The organism is Hugenholtzia roseola DSM 9546 (genome assembly GCF_000422585.1).
In the GTDB taxonomy this organism is placed as follows: Bacteria; Bacteroidota; Bacteroidia; order Cytophagales; family Bernardetiaceae; genus Hugenholtzia; species Hugenholtzia roseola.
Window position 1 is genome coordinate 1 of the sequence record NZ_KE383883.1, and the last position, 23,717, is coordinate 23,717.

Here is a 23,717-nt window from a genome sequence, read left to right on the forward strand (position 1 = left end):
GTATGGCAGAATGAGAAGGAATCTGTTTCTCATAAGTTCTTTATCAGCAGTTTAAAAGAGGTATCTGCCGAACAAATGTACAAGTATACGCGCCAGCATTGGAGCATTGAAAATCAACTCCATTGGCAGTTAGATGTTACCTTTGGCGAAGACACCGCTGCAATCAAGCGCGAAAATGCAATCGTCAATCTGCATATTATTCGCAAATGGGCGTTATTTCTGCTCAAGAAAGACCCTGATAAAATGAGCATCAAAAGAAAAAGAAAAAAAGCCGCACGAAATTTAGCATATCTCCAGACAATCCTTAAAAACTAACTTTTGGTGCGGAAGCCCTATAATAAAAGCCAGCGGTAGCGTCAGTTTGATAAATCAAAAGCCCAGCAGCAGGAGTAGTAATAAGATTCCGTTGTGCTTGTGTCATGCGTGGCACAAGAACACCCTTATCCGTCGCTTTTACATCAAGCATTGCTGAAGCATGTGCCGCAGAGTTGTCGTTGTTAATCGCCACGCCTTGCGCGAAAGAAAGTGAGGTCGTAAAAATAAGACCAATCAAAAATAAAAATCCAGATTTGGTAAGCATGTTGGTAAAGAGTTAAAGTGAAACAAGACCAGTCTAAAAAACTCCTGCAATATACGTAAAAAGAGGGTAGAAAGGACGAAAAAAGGCAAAAAAAATTAAGACTTCTTAACAAAACATTCTCTTTTTTTGTATTTTCGGACAAAAAACAGAAAAAAAAGAAAAACCCTTTGACTCAAACGCATTTGAGGTTTAAAGAATCTTGAATTTATCATATTCTATTTTTTTGACGCACGAAAATTTTTTGACTGCCCCTTTTTGTATTATTTTATTTTGTTTAACGCCTCCTTTTTCGGATTTTATCCTGAAAGCGAAAGATAGCTTGCATATATATTAAAAAATAAATTTTTGTTTTTAAACCTATAAAATCTTATCGCCTTTGCTTTTTTATCCAACATCATAGAAAAAACAAGACAATAAAAAAGGCTTCGCTAAAAAAAAACAGACTTTGGCTTAGGCAAATGCCACTTTCACTAAACACTGACTTGGGGGAGCGAAAAAAACACGTTTTTAGCGGTATGAAAGGCACAAAAACAAACCTGCCTACTTTACTCTCTTTTCAAAAGTTAATCTTATATTTTTATGAAACCCACATTCACGAAATTTCTTAGTCTTGCTCTGCTTGGAGGCTTTCTTTCCTACGCTGCTCCTTCGCAGGCACAAGTAGGGACACTTATCGGTGCTGGTGCTGCACTTCTAAAAAACAAAAAAGACAAGAAGAAAAAAGGCGAAGCTGGCGAACAAGATTCAAAAGATAACAAAAAAACAAGCAAAAAAACACAAATTGAACGCCTCGACGAGTTTTTAGCCACCGTCAATTTTGACCCTGCTACCCCCGTTCTCAACGAAGATTGGAGCAAAGGCGAAGCCATCAAAGATGCCGAAAAGATGTCGGGCGACTATTATATCTGGTTTCCGCTCACAAACCGCCTTGAAAAAGTATGGTTGCGCTGGAACAACTACACTTACAACAGCGATAGCAAGACCTTCCCCGGTATGCTCTTGGTAGCAAGTGTCTGGACAAAAGATAGTGGAGATAATTCTATTCTTGCTATAGATTTTCAAGCAAGAGATAATTATATGTTCTCACAAGAACGTAAAATTTTCGCAGGCGACGACAAAGAACTCAACACAGACATCATGCAGTATATTATGCTAAAAGATGGCTTATTTGTGGGCAATGTGCCTATTCAACTCGCAAAACCAAACGACGTACCTTCTTGGAAAATGATTTATCAAAAATATGATTCTGATGAAAACAAACCCAATTTTGAAGAAGGTCAAGTAGATATGTTTTTCGAAAAAGAACGTCATTCGCTTTTCTTTTTGGCAAAAGACAAAAAGCAATTTGAGGGCTTAACTTGGGAAAAAGTCTTTAATGACATCAAGACGCAATATGACCCTTATGAGCATGCTATCAGACAACGCCAATATGCAGGGATACTAATGGCACGACAGCCACATAGCACCAGCAACGACCTCTACAAAGACAAAGCCAGCTATCGCGCCGCCAAAGCAGGCATGCAAAGCCACTTTGATGCCACTAGCAAATCCAAAGTCTTATTTGGCTACGCCGACGATAGAGGTTGGCAGACTATCAAAAATAAATCTACAGGCGCAATTACGCACCAAGTAGGCTACTATTGGATGGTAATAGAGCGTCCAGAGGAATACATGAAGCAAAAATTAGTACCTAAATATGAACTCATGGGTGCTATCATGATACGAAACTACAACGGTAGCGGATACGACAAACCTTATTACAAGGATTTTACCACCAACCAGAAAACCCTTTCAAAAGCGGACATAGACGCAATTAAGGCAGTAGCAGTGGAATAAGTAGCCGCCATCTCTACCTGATGCAACCTTGTTTTGAAGACTATGCGCCAAATTTTTTCATTTGGCGCATATCAAAAAATGTTCTTTTTAAAAAGTAAAATTTAATATAGAAATTTTATGAAAAAAATATCGCCTATATTATTCGCACTATTTTTAGTTGGTATCTCATGGAATTTGAAAGCCCAATGGGAAATTGTTAGGTCGAAAGAAAATTCAGATACAAAGTCAATTCTTAAAGCGGTTCATTTTGTAGATGCCGACTTGGGCTATGTCGTAGGTTTTTGGGGCGAAATCCTAAAAACTACCGACAGCGGAAAAACTTGGACAAATCAGGTTTCGGGTACAAAAAAAGACTTAAATACCGTTTATTTTATTGATGCCAATATAGGCTATATCGGTGCAGATTCAGGGCTTGTGTTGAAAACGACAAACGGCGGTCAGGTTTGGGAAAAAATGCAATTAGAGTGTGAGAAAAGTCTTAAATATATTCAGTTTATTGATAAAAAAATTGGTTATATAAACAGTATAGATGAAATCTTCAAAACTACCGACGGCGGTCAGACTTGGATAAAGCAAGACGCTCCTACAAAGTTTTCTTTTAGCGGAACTTATTTTATCGATAATACTCTATATAGCGTAGCACCATTTTCGGGAATTATTAAATTTGAAAATATAAATGAAAGTTGGAAAAATTATAAAGCACAAAAAAGCGATAAGCCTGCATTTTTAACTTCTGTTTTTTTCCCCAACGCAAATATAGGCTATGCAGTAGGCAACGAAGGAAGCCTCTGCAAGACCGAAGATGCAGGTCAGAAATGGAAGTCATTAGCTTCAAATATTTCTACTGATTTAAATCAAGTTTTTTTTACAAGCAGCAAAAGAGGCTATGCCGTTGGCGATAAAGGCGTTATTATAGCAACTCAAAACGGCGGTCTGACTTGGAAAGCGATGGATTCACCTACAAAAGTGCCGCTCTATGCCTGCCATTTTGTAGATGCCTATACGGGCTATGCTGTTGGAAATTTTGGAGTCATTCTAAAATTTGAGTCTTATATTAAGAAAGAATACTACGACTTTTATCGAAAGAAAGAAGGCTATGTAGAATTTATTGGCTTGAATCTGCCTTTTCTAAATCGCATTTTCGTGAAATTATCAGAAGACAAACAAACCCAAAAGGAAAAGCTCGAAGTCGTGCTTGCCGATGCCTTCGAAGAAAACTTTACGTTTGAAGGCGAATGGGACGGGCTTGGGTATTATGACCTTTCTAATCATAAAAAATACACGCACCTTGAAATTAGCTATCCCGCTAACAGAGAAATTACAACTTTCAACAATTTGACGGAAGAACTTTATCTTTTTGCTGATGAAACAAGTAGCTGGCGCAGTGAGGCAGACCGCCAATACACTTCGGTATTACAAAAAGGTGTAAATCATCAAGAAAATAAATCTATTTATACCTTTATACAACCTGCCGATAAAAGCTCTCGAATCTTTACAAAATCAGAATTTGTATTGATGGAAGACGCTGATGCCGTCTTGATTCGCCTTGAGCCAATGATAACTTTGAAAGACTGCGAAAAGATGCTTTCAAAAGGTTTGAAAAAGACCTTCAAAGCCCAAAAGTATGTCTTGGAATCTCCTATGGGTGAGCCTTTCGAGATTACTTTCGAAACCACCGCCCCCGAACCTAATAAGCGTGCAGGTACTATCACACTCAAATACAAAGATGGTACAAGTACGGTTTATGAGCTAAATCCTTAATTTTTATCAAAACAAATTCTTTTAAACATGAAAAAAATAGCAGCAGTTATTGTCTTTATCTTCTTGTGCTTCAATAGCCTGCAAGCACAAAGCTCCATCGAAAGCTATATGGCTTTATTCCCCGCCCTCAAAATGCCTTATGAAATAAACGAGGGAATTTTCAAGGCTGAAAATGTAAAAAAATTGAACCTAATAAATCCAGACTTGCTGATGGAATTTGCAAGTAAAGATGAATACGGTTCTACTCCTTTTGTAGGCAAAACCTACGCCTTAGGCAAATTTGAGCCACACCCCGAATATACGGCACTGTTGCTTATTTGCGATAATAACCTGACGAACGACGCACCTGCCTTGTATGAAGTATATGCATTAGTCTATCGCAAAAAAGATAACTCTTTTGTGGTAAATCATGAAGTTATCCTGCGCTATGGAAACTCTGCAAACGAGGGCGAGCTATACACAGACGAAGGCACAGCCATGATTACGGCAGAGGGCATCAAGGTAGTCCAAAAGACGACGACCCAAAAAGAAGGAAGCGAGCAGGTCGATGTTAGTACCAACTCTACAAACTACTACTTCAAAGTAGAAAAAGAAGTATTTGGCTGGTAAAAGCTACAGATGCTAAGGGTTTCCAAAAACCCTTAATGTTCAAACTAAACTTTTACACTTTAAACACAATGAAAAAAACTATCTTTTCTTTCGTAGTTATTCTCGCCTGCTTCTTAGCAGGGCAGGCAAGGGCGCAAAATTATGCTTGGGCAAAAGGTATGGGAAGTACAGGTCAGGATGATGGACGTGGCATCGCTGTAGATGGCTCAGGCAATGTCTATACCATAGGCACTTTTCAAGGTACAGTTGATTTTGACCCCAATGCAGGCACAGCCAATCTTAGCTCGGTAATAGGTTTAGATGTTTTTGTACAAAAATTAGATGCGTCAGGCAATTTGGTCTGGGCAAAACGCTTGGGAGGCACATTGGGCGATGCAGGCTGTGGTATCAGCGTAGATGGCTCAGGCAATGTCTATACCACAGGTTCTTTTCAAGGTACGGTTGATTTTGACCCCAATGCAGGCACAGCCGAACTTACCGCAGCAGGAAATAGCGATATTTTTATACAAAAATTAGATGCTTCAGGCAATTTGGTCTGGGCAAAACGCATGGGCAGTTTAGGTGATGATGTTGGACGTGGCATCAGTGTAGATGGCTTAGGCAATGTCTATACCACAGGCTATTTTGTGGGTAAGGTTGATTTTGACCCCAATGCAGGCACAACCGAACTTACCGCAGCAGGAGGTAGCGATATTTTTATACAAAAATTAGATGCTTCGGGTAATTTGGTCTGGGCAAAACGCCTGGGAAGCACGTCTAGTGACGTTAGCAATGGCATCAGTGTAGATGGCTCAGGCAACGTCTATACCACAGGTTATTTTAGAGGTACAGTTGATTTTGACCCCAATGCTGGTACAAACAATCTTATATCAGAGGGGTTTTCTCTGGATATTTTCGTACAAAAGTTAGATGCTTCAGGTAATTTGGTCTGGGCAAAAGGCATGGGCGGCATAGATGAGGATTTTGGCAATGGCATCAGCGTAGATGGCTCAGGTAATGTCTATACGATAGGCAGATTTGGAATGACGGTTGATTTTGACCCCAATGCAGGCACAGCCGAACTTACCGCAGAAGGAAGTCGGGATATTTTTGTACAAAAGTTAGATGCTTCGGGCAATTTAGTGTGGGCAAAAAGCATGGGAGGCGCATCTCTTGATACTGGTAATGGCATCAGTGTAGATGGCTTAGGCAATGTCTATACCACAGGGAGTTTTGGAGGTACAGTTGATTTTGACCCCAATGCAGGCACTGCCGAACTTACCGCAACAGACGAAACGGATATTTTTGTACAAAAATTAGATGCCTCAGGCAGTTTGGTCTGGGCAAAAAGCGTCGGAGGCAAAGGTTGGGATAGTGGCTATGGCATCGCAATAGATGGCTCAGGCAACGTCTATACCACAGGTTCTTTTCAAAGTACAGTTGATTTTGACCCCAATGCAGACACAGCCGAACTTACCGCAGCAGGGAGTTGGGATATTTTTGTAAGCAAACTAACTGATTGATACAACCCATTCCGTTAAACTCATTATTTCTGACATGAACAAATCTAAACTAAGGGTTTCCGAAAATCCTTAGTGTTCAAACTAAATTTTTAAACTTTTAAATTTTAAATACAATGAAAAAAACTATCTTTTCTTTCGCAATTATTCTCGCCTGCTTCCTGACCACACTCACACAAGCCTACGCACAGACAAGCGACAGCGACAAAGAGTTGGAGGAAAAAATCAAGAGCAAACTTGTCGGCACTTGGGTTTTCCAAAATGCTTCAAAAGCATCAGGGCTGGCAGGATTGGCTGCAACCAACAAAGAAAATGCGCTCGCCAAACGCCTCGCTACTACGCAGTATGAAGGTTCGGAATATACTTTCAACGAAGATGGCACGTATCAACACAAGGGAACAGACTTTTTGAAAGCAAAATTTACCTATGCAGGCACTTGGAAGTTTGACGACACACTACTTGTCCTGACTGCAAAGACCTACAACGGTATGCCTTTGGACAAAGAAAGTGCATCGGCTTGGGACTATGTGATAGTGAGCAGCAAAGAACTTGGTGCCAATGTAAAATGTAAGCCCGCTGGCGAGGAGGAGGTTGTGGCAAAAATCAACTTCAAACGAAAGTAGTGTTTAGTTTTCACAATCATTATTTTTACCACTTCTTAGCGGCAGCCAAGTTAGTTTCTATGAAAAGCCTTGTTCTATTGCGTTTGACACGAAATAAAATTTGGCTTAAAATTTGGTTTGGACTCTATTTTGAGGCTAAAAATTCTTCTTTGCTTCAATCTCTTTTCAAAAAAGGCAACTTTTGGCAGAATATTGCATAATTTGTATCTGCCAAAAGGCTTTCAAAATGCCCCAAGATTTTTTCACTTCAACCCCATACAAAAAATGATGACACATCTAAAAATCGCCTTTTTATTCAGCCTTGCGCTCCTAACCATTTTCACTTCTTGCGAATCAAAAGAAGCACAAGAAAAAAGAAGCGCAGAAAAAGTGAAAGAAGAACTCAACGCCGAAGAAAACAAAAAAGAAATGACGGCATTGCACCAAAATAATGAAATCCAAAACGAAAAACCTGCCCTCAAAGAGGTAAAAGGAGCTATTACAGTGAAAGAACTGACGGCTGAATTTGAAGATAAAGAAGTAAGCGTTACAGGTTTTTTTGAGGGTATCAATAAGCATACAAGTGATGAAAATCAGGTAAGTATTAGTTTAGGAATCGGAAATGGCCTGTCATTTTTTTTGGCACAAATTCCTAAAGCGGAATGGGAAAAAGAAAACTATGACGCTCTTAGGAAAAATGAAGAAGACTTTGTTCAAAAAAATAGCCTGAATAGAACGCCTTTGCAAATCACGCTCAAAGGCAAATATAATGGAACTTATCTTTTAGAAGCCACATTAGTTGCTTATGAAGATTAACTTTTTTGCACAAAATAGGCGATACAAAAGGTAATTTCATAGAGAAAAGAAAAAGGGGCTACCATCATAGTATAATACCACATTCAAAAGTTTTATAGCAATTAGGATAGGCAAATCGAAGATTTTAGTTGCTATTATTGCACGCCGTCGGGATAGGCAGACCTGCCTTTTTCGGGGGCGTGCAAACTTTGAAGCCCCCACTTTCCTTATTTTTCTTTATTTTTCTTAACTTTGCAGGTGAAGCGGGCGTTCTTCCTTATTTTTGCCCTATTTTTGCGCTACTTTTGGCTTACTCTTACGCGCCCAAACCGCCTTTCTATTTTTTCTCACGCCTTACGCTTTCACTACCTTGAAAAACCTACGCGTTACCTTCAAAACTTGGCTCGCACGCCTCTCTGTGTGGGGTAGGCGGCTTCTGGTTTTGAAAAAAAGGGTGCTATTAGGTCTTATTTTTATCTTATTACTGCTTCTTACCTTACTCAATTCTGCCTCTTTTCAAACTTATCTTACACACAAAGCCACTGATTGGCTCTCCGAAAAGATGGGCTTCCCTACTCATATCGAGTACCTAAACGTCGACTTTTTGGGAAATCGTGCCTTCATACGCGGCGTGAGCGTAACTGATTTGAATGGAAAAGAACTCATCTGGGCGGATACCATTTGGGTAAAAATAGATTATCTAAACTTTCTTTCTGATGAAAAAATTGAAATAGAGGAGGCGCGTCTAAAAGGAGTTCGCTTTCTAATGCGCCGCAATCCCGATACCAAAACTTACAACATCACCGAATGGATACGGCTTATCAATCAACTCACTGCCTCGGATAACCCCAATCCGCCCCCTTCTACGCAGGCTTTTGTCATCAAAAAGGCGATTTTGGAAAATGCTCGCTTTCAGATGGACGACCCTTTGAAAGATAGCCTTAACGCCACAGGTAGCCACCAACTCTTTGATTATTACCACTTTACGCTCGATAGCATCTATGCCACCCTGCACCAATTTCGAGTCATCAATGATACCATCGAGCTGCAAATGGAGAATGGGCGCACCTTCGAGCCGCTCAATGCGTTTGCTGTGCATAAACTCGATGTTTTTTTCCGATATAGCAGTCGCGAAATGGCGTTTTTGGGCTTAGATGCCCTTGTGGGCAAAAGCCACCTGCGCGATACGCTGATTTTTAGGTACGAAAATATCAATGCCTTTGATGATTTTAATCACAAAGTAAATCTTTATGCTAACTTAGAACAAGCCTTCATCGACTTTGAAGACTTGGCACGCTTTGCGCCTTCTTTGGCACAATACGAAGAAAAAATACAAATCAAGACGCGCTTAGAAGGGCTTGTTACTGACTTTTCATTGCAAAATGCCCAAATAAAATTTGGCAATGGCACAATTTTAAAAGGAAATGGGCGCATCAGAAACGCCGAAAAAGTAGAAGATTTGGTTTTAGATTGGAACATGAAACCTTCTACCCTTTTAGCCTCTGACTTAAAGCCCTATCTGCCCGAAAACATTTTTGCCGAATTTGAAAAGTTGGGACAAATCCGCTTCGATGGCGCGTATGAAGGCACTTTTGAAAAATTCAAAGCCAAGGGCAATTTTCAAACGGAAATAGGACTTTTAACCGCCGACCTGAATCTCGACTTGAAAAGTGAAAGCTATCAAGGAACTTTTGCCACTCAAAAATTAGCCTTAGACCAAATCTTGGCAATTCCCAAACTCAAATGGGCAAGCCTACGTGGAAGCATCGAGGGAAGCGGTTTTTCAAAAGAAAATGCAAATTTTAATTTAGATGCGTATATAGATAGCCTTTTTTACAACCAATATTTATACAAAAAAATACACGTAAAAGGCAATTTAGAACACCCTTCTTTTTTGGGTTCGATAGACATTCTTGACCCCAACTTAGAAGTCAGTGCTTTTGGGCGCATAGATTTGGGCGATAGCTTGGTGCAGATGAAAGTAGATGTAGAGTATGCCGATTTGCAAGCCCTACATTTTGTAGATACCGTTTTTCGAATCAAAGCCTATTCCGATTGGGATTTGAGAGGTTTTGACCCCGACCGCGCAGTAGGCGAAGTAAGCCTTACCAATACCGAAATTACCTACAAAACGCGCCGCGCTGCCTTAGACACCATCAAATTGAAGGCACAGAATTTGCCTCAAATGGTTTTAGATTCTAACTCAAATTATTATACACTTATCAATAGAAAAATAGAAGTGGAGGCACAAAATCTGCTTGAATTAGAGATTGAAGGCGATTTCAAACTCTCGCAAGTGATAGAAGATTTGCAGACCACACTAAAAGAATATCAACTTGCTTTTGAAAAAAAGACAAAAGATATTGCACAATATTATACAGAAAAAGAAGAAACGATTACAAAACAGGCAGCTTATCAAGTGGTTTTGAGTGGCAATATTTACAATGCGCAGACCATCTTTGGCAAACTTTTCATACCCGAACTTTTTATCGCACCCAATACACACTTGGAGGGGATTTTGGCTTTTGGGCAAGACGAAATTATCAATCTAAACTTAACTTCCGATTCCCTTTCTTATCGTGGCTACCAGTTGCAAACCGTCGATGCTGAATTGAGAAGTAGCAAACGCGCCGATAGAAACAAAATAGATACGCATTTTAATTTACAATCTAAAACACAAACTTGGGCAGGTTTCGAAACCAAAGATTTTCAGGTGAAGGCAGACTGGATAGATAGCCTCATTACCTTTCATACCGAACTCCAAACCGAAGATGAGCAAAGTGCCTTAGCCCTGCATGGCGACTTGCGTTTGAGTGATAGTGCGTTATTTTTGCGTTTGGATACGCCACGCCTTTTTTTGTTGGGCAAGATGTGGGAAAGTCCCGAACAGGTTTTGGTGCAAATAAGAGGAAAAGAAATAGACTTTGGAAAAAACGGCTTTTTCCTACAAAATGAAAAACAAAAAATTGTACTGAAAGGAAAAATATCGCCTAATCCCAAAGAAGAATTAGCCATTCAGACGCAGGCACTGGAATTAGAAAATTTTAGCGACCTGATAGAAGACCTCGAACTAACGGGGCAGGTAAATGGCGAAGTACGCCTTAGCGGACTTTATGATACCCTGCATCTCAATTCGAGCCTCAACGTGCGGCAAATCGTACTCAATCAAATTCCCGTAGGCGACCTTAGTCTTCGTTCCTCTTGGGACGATACCCAAAATAAGCTCGATTATCAGGCAGAATTGTACCAAAACAAGCGCAACGTCCTCGATATAAAAGGTTTGTATCAGCCTAAAAATGAGGAAAATAGCCTCGATGCCGACATCAAAATTATCGGTATGAAGATAGATGCCATCGAGCCTTTTTTGGCAGGAGTCATGACGCAGGTGAAAGGAACGGCTTACGGCGCAGTCAAAATCAAGGGCAAACCCAAAACGCCACTACTTATCGGTGAGATGAATATTTTTGGCGGTGGCGTGAAAGTTGTCTATCTGAACACCGCCTATACTTTTGAAGATAAAATTGTTTTTACAGAAAATCAAATCGCTTTTGATAGGCTTACTTTATACGACGAACAAAAAGAAACACAAGAAAATAAATCAAAAACGATACAATCGGGCGTAGCCATTCTCAATGGGGGCATCTTTCATGATAACTTCCAAAACTTTGTCGTCAATCTGCAAGGCAATTTGCGCAAAGTCCTTTCGCTTAATCTGCCTGCTGCCCCCGAAAATCTGTTTTACGGTTCGGCTATCGCCACAGGAAATTTCGAAATATTTGGGTCTTTTTCTAATCTCAAACTGACCCTAAACGCACGCAGCGAGCAAGGGACGCGCATTTTCCTGCCCTTAGACGGGTATAGTGGCGTGAGTGAGCAATCTTTTATCCGTTTTGTGCAAAAAGACACGATACTTTTAGAAAATCCTGCCCAAAACAATCCTGAAAGTAGCGGATTTAAGATGGAAATGAATTTCGACATCACACCTGATGCCTACATGGAAATTATTTTTGATAAAAAAGTGGGCGATTTGATTCGTGGCAATGCCAAAGGGAATTTGAAGATGCAAATTGATACGCAGGGCGATTTCAAGATGTTTGGCGGCGTGGAGATTGTCAAGGGCGCGTATAATTTCACTTTTTTAAATATCATCAATAAAGAATTTATTGTAAGTGAAGGCAGCCGCATCAATTGGAGCGGCGACCCCTATCACGCCCAATTAGACCTAACGGCACAGTATCGCCAGATGGCATCATTAGCTCCGCTGATGACAGGCTTGGATAGCGCAACTTTGACACGCCCCGAAATCAAGCGCAAGTACCCTGTTTTGGTCAATTTGCGGCTTTTGGGCGACCTGATGCGCCCCGATATTCAATTTGGCATCGACATTGTCGATTATCCGCCGCTGATTATGGCAGGAGGTACGCCTGTTTCGGTAGAAAGTTTTGTGGCGGCTTTTAAATCTTTGATAGAAAGCAACCAGCAAGAACTCAATCGGCAGGTTTTTAGTCTGATAGCCTTGCGCCGCCTTTCTACGCAAAACGCCTTTGCAGCCATCAACCAGTCGGCGGGCAGCAGTGTGAGCGAATTTTTGGCAAACCAGTTGAGCTATTGGGCTTCGCAAGTAGATGAAAATTTGGAAATAGACCTCGACTTGCAAGATTTGAACGACATCGGCGCAACCCAACTGCGGCTTTCTTATTCGCTCTTGCAGGGCAGAATGCGCATCACACGCGAAGGGGCTTTTACCAACGTGCAGAACCAAGCCAGCGTATCGAGCGTAGTGGGCGATTGGACGGTGGAATATATCCTTTCCCAAGATGGCAGCCTTCGCGCCAAATTGTACCACAAAAATTCGCTCAATGCCTTCAACGCTACCCTGCAAAACAACTCAACGGCAGGGGTGAGCCTTCTCAAATCCTTTTCTTTTGACAAACTCAAAGACCTTTTTAAGTCGAAAAAGAAAATCAGACAAACCCAGACCATTCGCGAAGAAGAAATCAGACTTGAAAAGAAGTAATATTTAAAACTTTATTTTGCTACAAAATGGAAAAAATCAATCCCTACCTACTTGATACCGCACCGCTAAAAGACAATCTGCCACTCCAACACCATCTCCAACGGCATCAATTTTGGATAAAAAACGAAGCAGACTCACAACTTTTTATGAAACCACTTTTTCAAGTTATTTGGCATGAAAATAGTACAAATACAGTAATAGGTATCGAGATAGAAGGCGAATTGGGGCATGAGGTCTATAAAAAAGTGATGGAAGATTTTTTGGCTTATTGTAAAGAAAAAAACATCAATAAAGTAATCTTCAATTTAGAAAAGCTCACCAAATCGTCGCCTATATCGCGAGCGTGGTTTTTGTCGCGTTATGTGCCTGCCGTTTATGCAGCCTTTGGGAAAGTTTATGTGGCAGTTTTGCGCTCAAAAAGCAGTGTTTTTGAAACTTTTGCAGTGCAGGCGATGAAAAGCACCATCGACAATATGGGGTGGCAGATTTTTATCCAATTTCACGAAAGTCAGGCAGAGGCTTTGCAGTGGCTTGAAGGCGTGGAGAAGTAGGGGTAAAAAATAGACGCAGTGAAAACGATTCTTTCGCTTTCTCTACAATTTAGGACGTAGCGTTTCCGTTTTTTCTAATCTTTGTTGGAAAAAAACCTTTTTGCCCGTCATTTTTTCAAGAATAGGTTTCAAAATTTGTTCGGCGTTGTGCGTCGTTTCGGCTAAGATTCCATTTTCGAGGGCAGCCTTTTCTATGGCAGTTTCGGCTTTTTGGAAGGCTTCGGCTACCAATTTGGTTTCGCCCGTAATTTGGATAAATTCGGTATGATAGACGCGCGATTTTTGGTGGTCTATTTTATGATAACAAAGTTGGGCAGGGGGCAGGAGGATAAAAACCGAATCGCCCTGCGTCGTGATGTCATTTTCTTTCAGGCGCATCAAATCTATACAACCGACAGCTTCGCCACTCACAATTAAGACAACTTTCGCCGTAGGCAGATAAGCAGCCGAGCTTTTGCTGTGTTCTACCACATCTTTGTAGATAAACTTTGTCAGTTCGAGCTTGCCCAGTCTTTGGGTTTCTTCCAAAACAAGTTGGTGCGTAGTTTCCACTGTTACGGTTTTTTGGGGGCTATTGAAGGCTTTGAAACCGTCCCACACAAACAAGGCTATCAGGGCAGCCACTATCAGAAAAACGAGCAAAACAAGAAGATAAAGGCGAACTTGCATCTTTGAAAACATGAGGCAGTATTTTTGGGTAGTAAAAAAGGAGGTGCATTTTAGAGAAAGCATCTGACAAGCGGCTACCAAGATACAAGACTGTCTTGCTGCCCTATGCGCTGCGATAAGTCTGAAAAATCCTAAAAAAGCCGCTAAAAAAAGCAACCTTTTCAATTTTTTTGCCCTAAGTTAGTTATATTTGTAAGACTTGTCAAATAAAAAAGACAACCTGACATTTCTGCCTTCTGTTCCTTCTCACTCTATCCTATTCGATTCTGATGGCTAAAACTTTGAAGATACGCCCTTCCTACCGCCTATTTTTGCTTTTGCCGCTGCTCTTTTTCTGCTTTTCACTACGCGCCAACTACCTTTTAGTGCCGATGGACGAAAGCCAAACCGACCATCTGAAATCCTATGGCGTGGCGTTTTGGATTTTAAAACAAGACGTTGAAATAGAATGGCTACTTAATTATAGAGGCGGCAGTTTCCTTTTCCGACAGGCACGCCCTTTTGAAGAGGAAATGCGCCTTCGTAATGTGCGCTATGAGGTCATTTCCGACGCACAAGCCCTGCAAATCAAACAAGAAATCCAACGCGCCGAAGTCAATATGGACGTGGTAAAATTGGAAGTGCCGCCCAAAGTTGCCGTCTATTCGCCCAAAACCAAACAGCCTTGGGATGATGCCGTAACGCTGGTGCTTACCTACGCCGAAATTCCATACGATTTAATCTTCGATGATGAGGTCATGAATGGCGAGCTTGCCAAATACGATTGGTTGCATTTGCATCACGAAGACTTTACAGGGCAGTACGGCAAATTCTATCGCGCGTATGCGGCTCAAAAATGGTATCAAGACCAGCAGCAAGAAGCCGAAGAAGTGGCAGCCCGTTACGGTTTTGCCAAAGTATCACAACTGAAATTGGCAGTGGTCAAAAAAATAAGCGAATACGCCTTGGGTGGCGGCTTTCTTTTTGCCATGTGTTCGGCTACCGACACCTACGATATTGCCTTAGCCGCCGAAAATACCGACATTTGCGACCGCGTCTATGATGGCGACCCACACGATGCTGCCGCTAATAGCAAATTAGACTTTCACAACTGTTTCGCCTTTCACAAATTCGAGGTCTTGCTTAATCCCTTTGAGTATGAATATTCTAATATTGACAATTCCCAACGCGAAAAATATGGCTTGAACGAAAAAAATGACTACTTCGAGCTTTTCCAATTTTCTGCCAAATGGGACCCCATTCCGACTATGCTCACGCAAAATCACGCCAATAAAATCAAAGGTTTTATGGGGCAGACGACGGCTTTTAAAAAAGAATTTATCAAGTCTGATGTCGTTGTGATGGGCGAAACCAAAGAGGCAAAAGAGGCGCGTTATATTCATGGCACAATAGGAAAAGGCTTCTGGACTTTCTACGGCGGACACGACCCCGAAGACTACCAACACTACGTCAATGACCCCCCAACGGATTTAGCTCTCTTTCCCAATTCAGCAGGCTACCGCCTGATTTTAAACAATATTCTCTTTCCTGCCGCCAAGAAAAAGAAGCGCAAGACTTAGACAAACCTTTCTTTTTCAAGAATTGCTATCTTTAACGCTTGTTTCCTTTCTGCTATTCATTCCCCCCTATCACCTAACTTAAAAAAAATGGTTCGCATTTTATTCTCCTTCTATTTTGTTCTTTTCTTTTTGGGCATCTCGCCTTCTGTTTTCGCACAAAAAAAAGACAACAAAACCGCAGGGCAGACGCTCGGCATAGACCAAATCAGTGCCGAACAGCTCGAAGCCTATAAAGCACAAGCCAAAGACATGATGACCGTCTTGGAAATCATGCTCAATACGCTCGGCGACCCCGAAATGCCGCTCGAAGACAAGCAAACGATTGTCAATGAAAGTTTTGCCAAAGTCTTTAAAGATGCCAAAATTCAGGTAGAAGACGACCTCGATACCCAACGCCAAACCTACCTGCACAAAGACGTACAAGCCTATTTGAAAGACATCGACTTCTTTTTCAAAGAGGCTATCTTTACTTTTGATGTGCAGCAGGTAGAGCATTTTCTCTCTGCCGAGCAGCAGGTCTATCTTAAAATTACGCTCAATAGAACCTTAGAAGCCGTAGATTTGAAAAACAATGCGGTCAAAAACAATCAGGTGCGTTATGTAGAAATCAACATCGACCATAGAAACCAAGACCTCAAAATCGTTAGTTTTTATACCACAAAACTCAACGAAGCCGAAGAACTCCGCAACTGGTGGAATGGCTTGAATGCACAGTGGCGCGAAGTTTTTGGGCAATTTGTCAATGTAACCGATTCCATTTCTGACGGGCAGCTCAAAACCTTAGCCGCTTTGGAGCAGCTCGATTTGAGCAATCGCAGCCAAATTACCGACCTTAGCCCGCTTTCCCAACTTTCAAACCTAAAAATTTTGAACGTGGAAAAAACCGCGATTGTCGACATTTTTCCTATCCGCAACCTGACAGGTCTGTTACAATTAAATGTTTCAAAAACACAAGTATCCGACCTTTCGGCACTTCGTTATGCCCTCAAAATCAAAGAGTTAGACATCAGCCAGACCCCGACCACAGACATTTCTGTTGTGTCTAATTTTTTAGAATTAGAAAAATTCTACGCCTCTCAAACGCGAATCGCCGACATTAGCGCACTCGAAAATCTGACACAACTCAAAGATTTGCGATTAGATAAGACCGCCATCAAGGACATCAAAGCCTTAGCCGATTTGAAAGAATTGCAGTTTTTAGACTTGGGCAATACCAGCATCTCTGCCCTCGAACCGCTCAAAAATTTGAAGCAATTAGAGCGTTTGCGCCTTTGCAGTACGGCTATCAAAAATTTGCAAGCCCTTAGTGGATTAGACAATTTGCGCCTGCTTTTTATCAATCAGACCGCTATTGCTGAAATTGCGCCTTTGGGCAATCTGAAAAGTTTGGAAAAAATATATTCCGACCAGACGCAGGTTACGCCCGAAAAAGCGAAGGCTTTTATGGCACAATACCCTAAAATTTTGGTCATTGCCGCTTCCGAACACCTGCAAAATTGGTGGAAAGACCTTAGCCCTGCTTGGAAGAGCGTCTTTACCGCACAAGTGGCAAATAATGGCACGCCAAGCAAGGAGCAATTAGCGCAAATGGCACGCATCAAGCAAATTGATGTAAGCAAAAATAGCCAAATTACTGACCTCAATCCGCTACGAAGCCTACTTTCTTTGCAAGAATTGAAGGCGGCGCAAAGTGGCATCAACAACGCCAACGCACTCAAAGACCTCATCGATTTGCAAGTAATAGACCTAAGCCAAACGCAGGTAAGCGACCTAAGCCCCTTGCAAAACTTACAAAACTTACGCACCCTGCACATAGAAAACACGCAAGTTAAGAGCCTTGCGCCGCTCCAAAATTTGAGAGCCTTGCAGCAAGTTTATGCCGACAACGCCCCCATCGAGCGCAGCCTAAGCGAAGATTTTGTACGCAAGATGCCCAATACGCTCCTGACTTATAGAAGCGACGAACTTAAAAAATGGTGGAATAATTTGCCAAATGAATGGAAACGCGCCTTCGAAAAGTACATCAAAGTAAGCAAAGAACCTACCATAGAACAACTACACAGCCTTACCGCCCTGCACCAAATTAGCATCAGCGAACTGCGCTCGATTCGCGATATTTTCCCCATCGAGGCTTTCACTTATTTGGAAAGTTTCGACTTTTCGAATACCAGCGTGAGCAGTTTTAATACCCTGACGCAACTCAAATCGCTCAAAAGCGTTAATTTTTCCAACACCCCTGTCAATACCCTTGTTACATTGGCTTCGATGCCACAACTGACCGAAATCATAGCCGAAAATATCGCCGTTAAGGATTTGCGTCCGTTGAGTGGCTTGAAACAGTTGGAAACCTTGCGCATTTCGGGTACAGCCATTCGCGGCAACTTGAAAACGTTAAGCGGTTTGCAAAGCCTCAAAAACTTGGAAATCTTCAATACGGGCATCAGCAACATCAAACACATTCAGGGCTTGCGCAGTTTGGAAAGTTTGAAATGCTACAAAACGCGCCTCAATGCCAAGAAAGTCAATGCCTTCCGCGCCGCTCGTCCGAATTGTGAGGTGATTTTCTATTAAAACTTAGATAGTCATAAAAAATATTGAGTAGGGATAGGGCAAGTCCTTGTCCCTACTTTTTTTACGTTTGTTCTTCTATTTTCTTTCATTTTCTTCTATTTTCTTCAAAAACTTGCATGGCAACTCAAGACTTTATCGACCTGCTCGCCAATCGTCTTACGCATTGGAATCAGGATTTGGCGAAAAAAGCACAAGCCGAAATGTCCTCGCGCTCTTTGCAGGAACGCGAAATGCTTTTCAAAAAACGCGAAAAAACGCGCGTAGCTGCCGTCATGATTTTGCTATATCCTGAAAAACAGCAGTGGCATCTGCCGCTTATTTTGCGCCCCCCTTATGAAGGCGTAGCCAAACATGGGGGACAGATTGGGCTACCCGGAGGTGGCAGAGAAGCCCAAGACATAGATTTGAAAGCAACGGCTTTGCGCGAATTGGAAGAAGAAGTTGGCATCAAACTGCCTCAAAATCAAGTAATTGGCGCATTGTCCGAACTCTACATTCCGCCCAGCGATTCTTTGGTTACGCCCTTTATTGGGTATTTAGACCACAAGCCCGCATTTATTACTGACCCCAAAGAAGTAAGCCAACTCTATCAGGTATCGTATCTGGATTTAGCAAATCCCGAAAAACGAAAAGAAAAAACCGTTGTGGTAGGCAATCAGTACCAATATTACGTCCCTTATTTTGACATAGCCAACGGCGAAGTTTGGGGAGCTACTGCTATGATTCTCAACGAATTTTTACACCTCTCACGCCTTTAAAAAGTGAAATATAGCTCAAAAACTTACCTCTCTTTTGGTAGGTAAGCGAAGGTCTGCCTAAAATTTTAAAACTGCTCTACTTCTTTTTTTAAATCAGAAAGCAAGTACAAGCAGTTTTCTATTTGTGCCGATTGTTTTATCAAAATTTCTACCGCTTCTGTGGGCAACATTTCGCGATACAAGGTTAGGCACTTTTGATATTCAACCAAAGACAAACGCTCGCCCTCTATGCAAGCCTCCAAAGTGTGCGACAAAGGCGCATTGAAAAAAGCCTGCACCTCTATCCAAGTTCGATGCAAAGCTCCAATGAGCGTGTCGGCATAAATCGTCTTTTGTTGCCAATGTTGATACACTTTATTAAGCTCGGCAAACATGACCCTTCTTTCGTCTGCAAAAAGTTGTAGTTTTTCTTCTATTTCTACTATTTTATCTCGTTTTTTTAAGTCTTTTTTTTGCTCGCATTTCAATACATTTTCTTTGGCAGTCTGATAGCCTTCGTAGGCATCTTTGCAAATTTTAATCAGGTGTTCGAAATTTTGTGTAGCAGTGGGCATTTTTCAAAAATTAAATAGAAAAATTAGACAAGTTAGAAAATAGTGAGAGCAAAGGCGCAAATTCGGCAATGCTTTTCGGCTCTTCTATACAAAGGTGCGCTTTTTCGTAAAAAGGCTTTCTTTTCTGATACAAATCCTCTAAAAACAAAAGCGTATCGGGCTGTTTTGCCAAAAGCGGACGTTTGCCCTTTTCAGTTTCTACACGCTCATAAAGCGTATCGAGGGGCATTTTCAGATAGACCACTACGCCCTCTTGTTTCAAAACATCGAGGTTATCTGCCCAAAGGGGCAATCCGCCTCCTGTGGCTACCACTACTTGTCGCATTTCCTTTATTTTTTCTAAAACAACTCTTTCTTGTTGTCGGAAAAAGCGTTCTCCTTCCTGCTCAAAAATTTGGGCGATAGTGCGCTTTTCTTCGGCTTCAATATAGGCATCAGTATCTAAAAACTGCCACTGTAATCGCTCTGCCAAATGTTTTGCCCAAGTAGTTTTGCCTGCCGCAGGCATGCCGATAAGAAAAATCTTGCTTAGATTGCGCATTTTATTTCATTTTTTGATAGGTTTTGAGAGCAAAAATGGCATTGATAAAAGCTCCCCCAAAAAGGTATATGCAAATTTGGTATTTTTCAGGGACAAAAATCAGGTAAAACAAGCCAATGCAAAGCAAGAGAAAGGCAGCCGTTACATAGAGCCAGAAAGAAACTTGCGAAAAGTTCATGTTTGTCCTGTTTTTATATGATTTTAGTACAAAATTTTGAATACTAATTCTTTCAAAATCTCACCTTCTGATACGCTTGCTCCTACGCCCTTAGATTGCAAATCGGCTTGTCGCAGAAAATGAATTATCTGCAAGACCTTCGAGAGTGGATAATAACGCGCCGCCGTCAGATATTCTTTGACAAAAAAAGGACTAATTTGCAAGTGCTTTGCCAAATCGTGTGAAGAAACGCCGCTATAATGATGCACCAGCAATATTTTAGAAAAGTACCCAAAAAGAGAAGCGATAATCGGAATAAGGGGGTGTTCTTTGGGATTTGATGCGAAATAGTTAGCAATTTTATAGGCTTTTAGGGTGTTTTTTTCACCCAAAGCACGCTGCAACTCAAAGGTATTAAAATCGCGACTCTGCCCTACATAACGCGAAATATGTTCGTTGGTAATATGAGAGGTTTTGCCGTCTGCAAAATTGAGCAATAATTTATCTACTTCATTGGCGAGGCGCGAAAGTTCTACGCCTACCGATTCCATCAAAGCATGGGCGGCTTGCGAATCTATGCCCATTTTTTTTTCTTTACAATAGCCCTGTATCCAAGCAGGCACTTGATTTTCATATAAGGCTTTCGACTCTACAACGACGGCATACTTTTCTAAGGTCTTGCCCAAAGTTTGTGCGAGGTTTAATTTTTTGTGCTTGTGGGCAAAGACCAGAATGGTGGAAGGCACAGGTTTTTCAGCATACTTAGAGAGTTGCGTCTTGCCTGTATCCTTTCCCAAATCGGGAATCTCTTGGGCTTCTTTGACAATCACAACCTGCCTTTGCGCCATCACGGGAAAACGTTTGGCAAGGCTCATCACATCTTTCATAGGCGTATCCTTGCCATAGACAACCGTGAGGTTGAAGCCCTTTTCGTGTTCGGGCAAGGCGTGTGTTTCGATGTATTCGGCAATAACATCAACGTAATAAGGTTCATCGCCCTGCAAAAAGTAGAGAGGGGCAAACTTATTGTTCTTTAATTCGGCTAAGACTTGTTCGGGTTTGTATGGCATGATAGCAGCAAGATATTCCAAATGTAAAATTGCACACTTTTTAGCAAAAAAAGAAATCGAATCTAATAAGCCAGAAAAGTAAAGGGCAAATCTATGTCATCTTTAAAATCTTCGCCATTTTCGAGCATATCGGTATCGTCCTGACGGTAATACCAAAGCACCTGCACCTGCCCTCCGTCCGTCTGATAATTTTCAAACATTTCGAAAAATTCTAAGAAACAGCGCGAGCAGACCGTATTGTAATAATCCATGCGAAATTCTAAGGTAATCGGTTGGGACGGCTCTGTGGCTAAATAATCGCGTACCCATTCGTAGATGGGGGCGAAAAACTCCTCCGTATATTCGTGGTAGCACTGCCCTGCAAAAAACAAGTGGTTGTTTTCAAGCTCGAACTTCACACTGGGAATGTATTTTCTCCCTTCTATGTATAAATTTTTCAGCGACATAAAGGTCAGATATTTGTAATGGTACAATCTATGCAAAATCTATACAAAAAACAAGACTTTGGAAAAGCATTTTTGAGGGCTTCAATAAAAAAGCCACTGACAAAGACCCTGCCCTGCTTTTGGTATGCAAGACTACGAAATCGCCTATGCGAATAAAAAGAAAGCCCAAGATTCAACTTGGGCTTTCTTCTGTATCAGCCTTAGAAAAGACCTTCGCTGTTTTTTCGGATAGAAAAGACAGGATAGCCGTTAGTGTGAGCCTGCGGTTTTGGTAGCCTCAACCTGCTCCTTTTTAGCCAATTCCTTCTCTTCGGGGAGGTTAGATTCTGGTGTGGCAGAATAAGGAATGTGCTGCGGGATAAAGTCCTCTTTTGCACCGGGCTTGCTGTAATCATAAGGCCAGCGGAATACTTGTGGAATTGCCCCAACCCAGTTTCCGTGTCCGGGGAAGCGTGGCGTTGTCCATTCTAAGGTATTCGACCTCCAAGGGTTTAGCGGTGCTAATTTGCCCTTGAACATAGAGTAGAAGAAATTGAATACGAATATAAACTGCGCAAAGAAGGTAATGATGGCAGAAATAGAGATAAACATATTCAAATCTACGAACATATTGAAGGGGTCGAAAGAAGAGAATGAATAGTAACGACGTGGGAAACCAGCGATACCGATATAGTGCATAGGGAAGAAAACCCCATAAACGCCTAAGAAGGTAATCCAGAAATGCACATAACCCAATTTGTCGTCCATCATTCTACCAAACATCTTAGGATACCAATGATAGATACCTGCCAACATGCCAAAGAAAGATGCTGAACCCATTACTAAGTGGAAGTGCGCCACAACGAAGTAAGTGTCGTGCAACTGAATATCAATCGCTGCACTTGCTAAGTGAATACCCGTAACGCCACCTACGATAAAGAGCGAAACCAAGCCGATTGAGAACAACATCGCTGGGGTGAAGACCAAGTTGCCTTTCCACATAGTCGAGATGTAATTGAAGGCTTTAACCGCCGAAGGAACGGCAATGATAAGCGTCAAGAACATAAAGATTGAACCCAAAAACGGATTCATACCCGAAACGAACATGTGGTGCGCCCAAACGATAAAGGAAAGTACGGCAATCCCCAAAATAGAGCCAATCATAGCCTTATAGCCAAAGATAGGCTTGCGCGAGTTTGTCGCAATAATTTCAGAGGTAATACCCAAAGCAGGAAGCAATACGATATACACTTCAGGGTGTCCCAAGAACCAGAAAAGGTGTTGGAAAAGTACAGGACTACCACCTTGATTAGGCAAAGCCTCGCCTGCAATGTAGATGCTATCCAAAAAGAAACTTGTTCCGAAGCTACGGTCGAAAATCAATAAGAGTGCCGCAGAAAGCAATACAGGGAAAGAAAGCAAGCCAATTACGGCAGTGATAAAGAAAGCCCATATTGTGAGTGGCATTCTATCAAAAGACATGCCTTGCGTTCTCATATTGATAACAGTGGCGATATAATTGATGCCTCCTAAAAGCGTAGAAGCAATAAAGAGTGCCATACTGGTAAGCCAGAGCGTCATGCCTAATCCTGAACCGGGCATCGCTTGTGGCAATGCACTCAAAGGCGGATAAATTACCCAACCACCAGAGGCAGGACCCGTTTCTATGAAAAGAGAGGCAAACATAATCACGCTTGAAAGGGCGAAGAACCAATATGAAAGCATGTTCATAAAGCCCGAAGCCATATCGCGTGCGCCAATTTGCAACGGAATAAGGAAATTACTGAAAGTACCGCTCAGACCTGCTGTTAGTACGAAGAATACCATGATGGTGCCGTGCATCGTAACTAAGGCAAGGTAGAAATTTGTGTCAATCTTACCTTCGGAGGTAAGCCAACCGCCCAAGATGGGCTTTAAGAAGCTCAAATCCGCTTCGGGAAAACCGAGCTGCAAGCGGAAAATGACCGACATCGCTACGCCAATGAACGCCCAAAAGATTGCAGTAAAGAGGAATTGTTTTGCAATAACTTTGTGGTCGGTAGAAAAGATGTAGTTTGTCCAGAAATTTCCGTGATGCTCATGCTCGTGGTGGTCGTCATGATGGTCTGCCGACGCACTTTTGATGTCAATATCTACAGTAGACATAAGCTATCTAAGGTTTTT

20 protein-coding genes are annotated in these 23,717 nt (G+C 41.7%); 12 read left to right on the forward strand and 8 right to left on the reverse strand.

The features are described from left to right. Positions 1–315 (forward strand): ISAs1 family transposase (locus G500_RS0115715; protein WP_027003247.1); only part of this gene is annotated, 315 nt, incomplete at its 5' end. On the opposite strand, the gene G500_RS0115720 is transcribed toward G500_RS0115715, so the two are convergent. Continuing rightward, a complete protein-coding gene (locus G500_RS0115720) occupies positions 305–580 on the reverse strand; it encodes a hypothetical protein (RefSeq protein WP_027003248.1) in 276 nt (91 codons plus the stop codon). The two genes, G500_RS0115715 and G500_RS0115720, sit on opposite strands and share 11 nt — an antisense overlap. A gap of 579 nt (positions 581–1,159) precedes the next feature. On the opposite strand from G500_RS0115720, the gene G500_RS0115735 reads away from it, so the two are divergent. The 8 genes from G500_RS0115735 to G500_RS0115785 all read left to right on the forward strand — a co-directional run bounded on the left by G500_RS0115735 (position 1,160) and on the right by G500_RS0115785 (position 13,250). Next, positions 1,160–2,416, forward strand: a complete 1,257-nt coding sequence (locus G500_RS0115735) for a hypothetical protein (protein WP_027003249.1) — start codon at positions 1,160–1,162, stop codon at positions 2,414–2,416. Between the two features lie 117 nt (positions 2,417–2,533). Continuing rightward, positions 2,534–4,177, forward strand: a complete 1,644-nt coding sequence (locus G500_RS0115740) for a WD40/YVTN/BNR-like repeat-containing protein (protein WP_027003250.1) — start codon at positions 2,534–2,536, stop codon at positions 4,175–4,177. A 27-nt stretch (positions 4,178–4,204) separates the two neighbouring features. Beyond that, the gene (locus tag G500_RS0115745; RefSeq protein ID WP_027003251.1) at positions 4,205–4,786 is read left to right on the forward strand and encodes a hypothetical protein; all 582 of its coding nucleotides are present in this window, start codon (positions 4,205–4,207) and stop codon (positions 4,784–4,786) included. A 68-nt stretch (positions 4,787–4,854) separates the two neighbouring features. After that, positions 4,855–6,288 carry an SBBP repeat-containing protein gene (locus G500_RS23825; protein WP_051203736.1) on the forward strand — a complete coding sequence of 478 codons (1,434 nt, stop codon included), beginning with the start codon at positions 4,855–4,857 and terminating at the stop codon, positions 6,286–6,288. 113 nt (positions 6,289–6,401) lie between these two features. Then, positions 6,402–6,908 (forward strand): DUF5004 domain-containing protein, encoded by a 507-nt coding sequence (locus tag G500_RS0115755; RefSeq protein ID WP_027003252.1) that lies wholly within the window; start codon positions 6,402–6,404, stop codon positions 6,906–6,908. A 264-nt stretch (positions 6,909–7,172) separates the two neighbouring features. Then, positions 7,173–7,703, forward strand: a complete 531-nt coding sequence (locus tag G500_RS0115765; RefSeq protein WP_154657184.1) for a hypothetical protein — start codon at positions 7,173–7,175, stop codon at positions 7,701–7,703. Between the two features lie 349 nt (positions 7,704–8,052). After that, on the forward strand, positions 8,053–12,699 hold the full coding sequence (locus G500_RS0115780; RefSeq protein WP_027003256.1) for a translocation/assembly module TamB domain-containing protein: 4,647 nt from the start codon (positions 8,053–8,055) through the stop codon (positions 12,697–12,699). Positions 12,700–12,725: 26 nt separating this feature from the next. Beyond that, positions 12,726–13,250: a hypothetical protein gene (locus G500_RS0115785; RefSeq protein ID WP_027003257.1), complete on the forward strand. Its 525-nt coding sequence runs from the start codon at positions 12,726–12,728 to the stop codon at positions 13,248–13,250. A 42-nt stretch (positions 13,251–13,292) separates the two neighbouring features. Here the strand turns inward: G500_RS0115785 and G500_RS0115790 are convergent, their stop codons facing one another. Next, positions 13,293–14,084, reverse strand: coding sequence for a DUF4230 domain-containing protein (locus G500_RS0115790; protein WP_051203739.1), 792 nt, complete (start codon positions 14,082–14,084; stop codon positions 13,293–13,295). A gap of 104 nt (positions 14,085–14,188) precedes the next feature. On the opposite strand from G500_RS0115790, the gene G500_RS0115795 reads away from it, so the two are divergent. The 3 genes from G500_RS0115795 to G500_RS0115805 all read left to right on the forward strand — a co-directional run bounded on the left by G500_RS0115795 (position 14,189) and on the right by G500_RS0115805 (position 18,807). Beyond that, positions 14,189–15,478 carry a Clp protease/crotonase-like domain-containing protein gene (locus tag G500_RS0115795; RefSeq protein ID WP_051203741.1) on the forward strand — a complete coding sequence of 430 codons (1,290 nt, stop codon included), beginning with the start codon at positions 14,189–14,191 and terminating at the stop codon, positions 15,476–15,478. Between the two features lie 87 nt (positions 15,479–15,565). After that, a complete protein-coding gene (locus tag G500_RS0115800; RefSeq protein WP_027003260.1) occupies positions 15,566–18,049 on the forward strand; it encodes a leucine-rich repeat domain-containing protein in 2,484 nt (827 codons plus the stop codon). Positions 18,050–18,165: 116 nt separating this feature from the next. Further along, complete coding sequence (locus G500_RS0115805) at positions 18,166–18,807, forward strand: NUDIX hydrolase (RefSeq protein ID WP_027003261.1); 642 nt, start codon at positions 18,166–18,168, stop codon at positions 18,805–18,807. A gap of 65 nt (positions 18,808–18,872) precedes the next feature. Here G500_RS0115805 and G500_RS0115810 read toward each other — a convergent pair whose 3' ends face one another. The 6 genes from G500_RS0115810 to G500_RS0115840 all read right to left on the reverse strand — a co-directional run bounded on the left by G500_RS0115810 (position 18,873) and on the right by G500_RS0115840 (position 23,699). After that, positions 18,873–19,361 carry a DUF2383 domain-containing protein gene (locus G500_RS0115810; RefSeq protein ID WP_027003262.1) on the reverse strand — a complete coding sequence of 163 codons (489 nt, stop codon included), beginning with the start codon at positions 19,359–19,361 and terminating at the stop codon, positions 18,873–18,875. A gap of 10 nt (positions 19,362–19,371) precedes the next feature. Then, a complete protein-coding gene (locus G500_RS23830; protein ID WP_051203743.1) occupies positions 19,372–19,902 on the reverse strand; it encodes a shikimate kinase in 531 nt (176 codons plus the stop codon). A gap of 1 nt (position 19,903) precedes the next feature. After that, positions 19,904–20,080 carry a hypothetical protein gene (locus G500_RS25780; protein WP_154657186.1) on the reverse strand — a complete coding sequence of 59 codons (177 nt, stop codon included), beginning with the start codon at positions 20,078–20,080 and terminating at the stop codon, positions 19,904–19,906. Between the two features lie 23 nt (positions 20,081–20,103). Next, a complete protein-coding gene (gene holA, locus G500_RS0115825) occupies positions 20,104–21,129 on the reverse strand; it encodes a DNA polymerase III subunit delta (protein ID WP_027003263.1) in 1,026 nt (341 codons plus the stop codon). Between the two features lie 62 nt (positions 21,130–21,191). Beyond that, positions 21,192–21,575, reverse strand: a complete 384-nt coding sequence (locus G500_RS0115830; RefSeq protein ID WP_051203744.1) for a DUF1987 domain-containing protein — start codon at positions 21,573–21,575, stop codon at positions 21,192–21,194. 249 nt (positions 21,576–21,824) lie between these two features. Then, entirely contained in the window at positions 21,825–23,699 is a 1,875-nt protein-coding gene (locus tag G500_RS0115840; protein WP_027003265.1) for a cytochrome c oxidase subunit I, read from the reverse strand. Positions 23,700–23,717 lie beyond the last annotated feature (18 nt).

Bases quoted from the DNA above. Each gene is read 5' to 3' on its own strand.
- G500_RS0115720 (WP_027003248.1), bottom strand. From the start codon at position 580: ATGCTTACCAAATCTGGATTTTTATTTTTGATTGGTCTTATTTTTACG.
- G500_RS0115735 (WP_027003249.1), top strand. From the start codon at position 1,160: ATGAAACCCACATTCACGAAATTTCTTAGTCTTGCTCTGCTTGGAGGC.
- G500_RS0115740 (WP_027003250.1), top strand. From the start codon at position 2,534: ATGAAAAAAATATCGCCTATATTATTCGCACTATTTTTAGTTGGTATC.
- G500_RS0115745 (WP_027003251.1), top strand. From the start codon at position 4,205: ATGAAAAAAATAGCAGCAGTTATTGTCTTTATCTTCTTGTGCTTCAAT.
- G500_RS23825 (WP_051203736.1), top strand. From the start codon at position 4,855: ATGAAAAAAACTATCTTTTCTTTCGTAGTTATTCTCGCCTGCTTCTTA.
- G500_RS0115755 (WP_027003252.1), top strand. From the start codon at position 6,402: ATGAAAAAAACTATCTTTTCTTTCGCAATTATTCTCGCCTGCTTCCTG.
- G500_RS0115765 (WP_154657184.1), top strand. From the start codon at position 7,173: ATGATGACACATCTAAAAATCGCCTTTTTATTCAGCCTTGCGCTCCTA.
- G500_RS0115785 (WP_027003257.1), top strand. From the start codon at position 12,726: ATGGAAAAAATCAATCCCTACCTACTTGATACCGCACCGCTAAAAGAC.
- G500_RS0115795 (WP_051203741.1), top strand. From the start codon at position 14,189: ATGGCTAAAACTTTGAAGATACGCCCTTCCTACCGCCTATTTTTGCTT.
- G500_RS0115800 (WP_027003260.1), top strand. From the start codon at position 15,566: ATGGTTCGCATTTTATTCTCCTTCTATTTTGTTCTTTTCTTTTTGGGC.
- G500_RS0115805 (WP_027003261.1), top strand. From the start codon at position 18,166: ATGGCAACTCAAGACTTTATCGACCTGCTCGCCAATCGTCTTACGCAT.
- G500_RS0115810 (WP_027003262.1), bottom strand. From the start codon at position 19,361: ATGCCCACTGCTACACAAAATTTCGAACACCTGATTAAAATTTGCAAA.
- G500_RS23830 (WP_051203743.1), bottom strand. From the start codon at position 19,902: ATGCGCAATCTAAGCAAGATTTTTCTTATCGGCATGCCTGCGGCAGGC.
- G500_RS25780 (WP_154657186.1), bottom strand. From the start codon at position 20,080: ATGAACTTTTCGCAAGTTTCTTTCTGGCTCTATGTAACGGCTGCCTTT.
- holA (WP_027003263.1), bottom strand. From the start codon at position 21,129: ATGCCATACAAACCCGAACAAGTCTTAGCCGAATTAAAGAACAATAAG.
- G500_RS0115830 (WP_051203744.1), bottom strand. From the start codon at position 21,575: ATGTCGCTGAAAAATTTATACATAGAAGGGAGAAAATACATTCCCAGT.
- G500_RS0115840 (WP_027003265.1), bottom strand. From the start codon at position 23,699: ATGTCTACTGTAGATATTGACATCAAAAGTGCGTCGGCAGACCATCAT.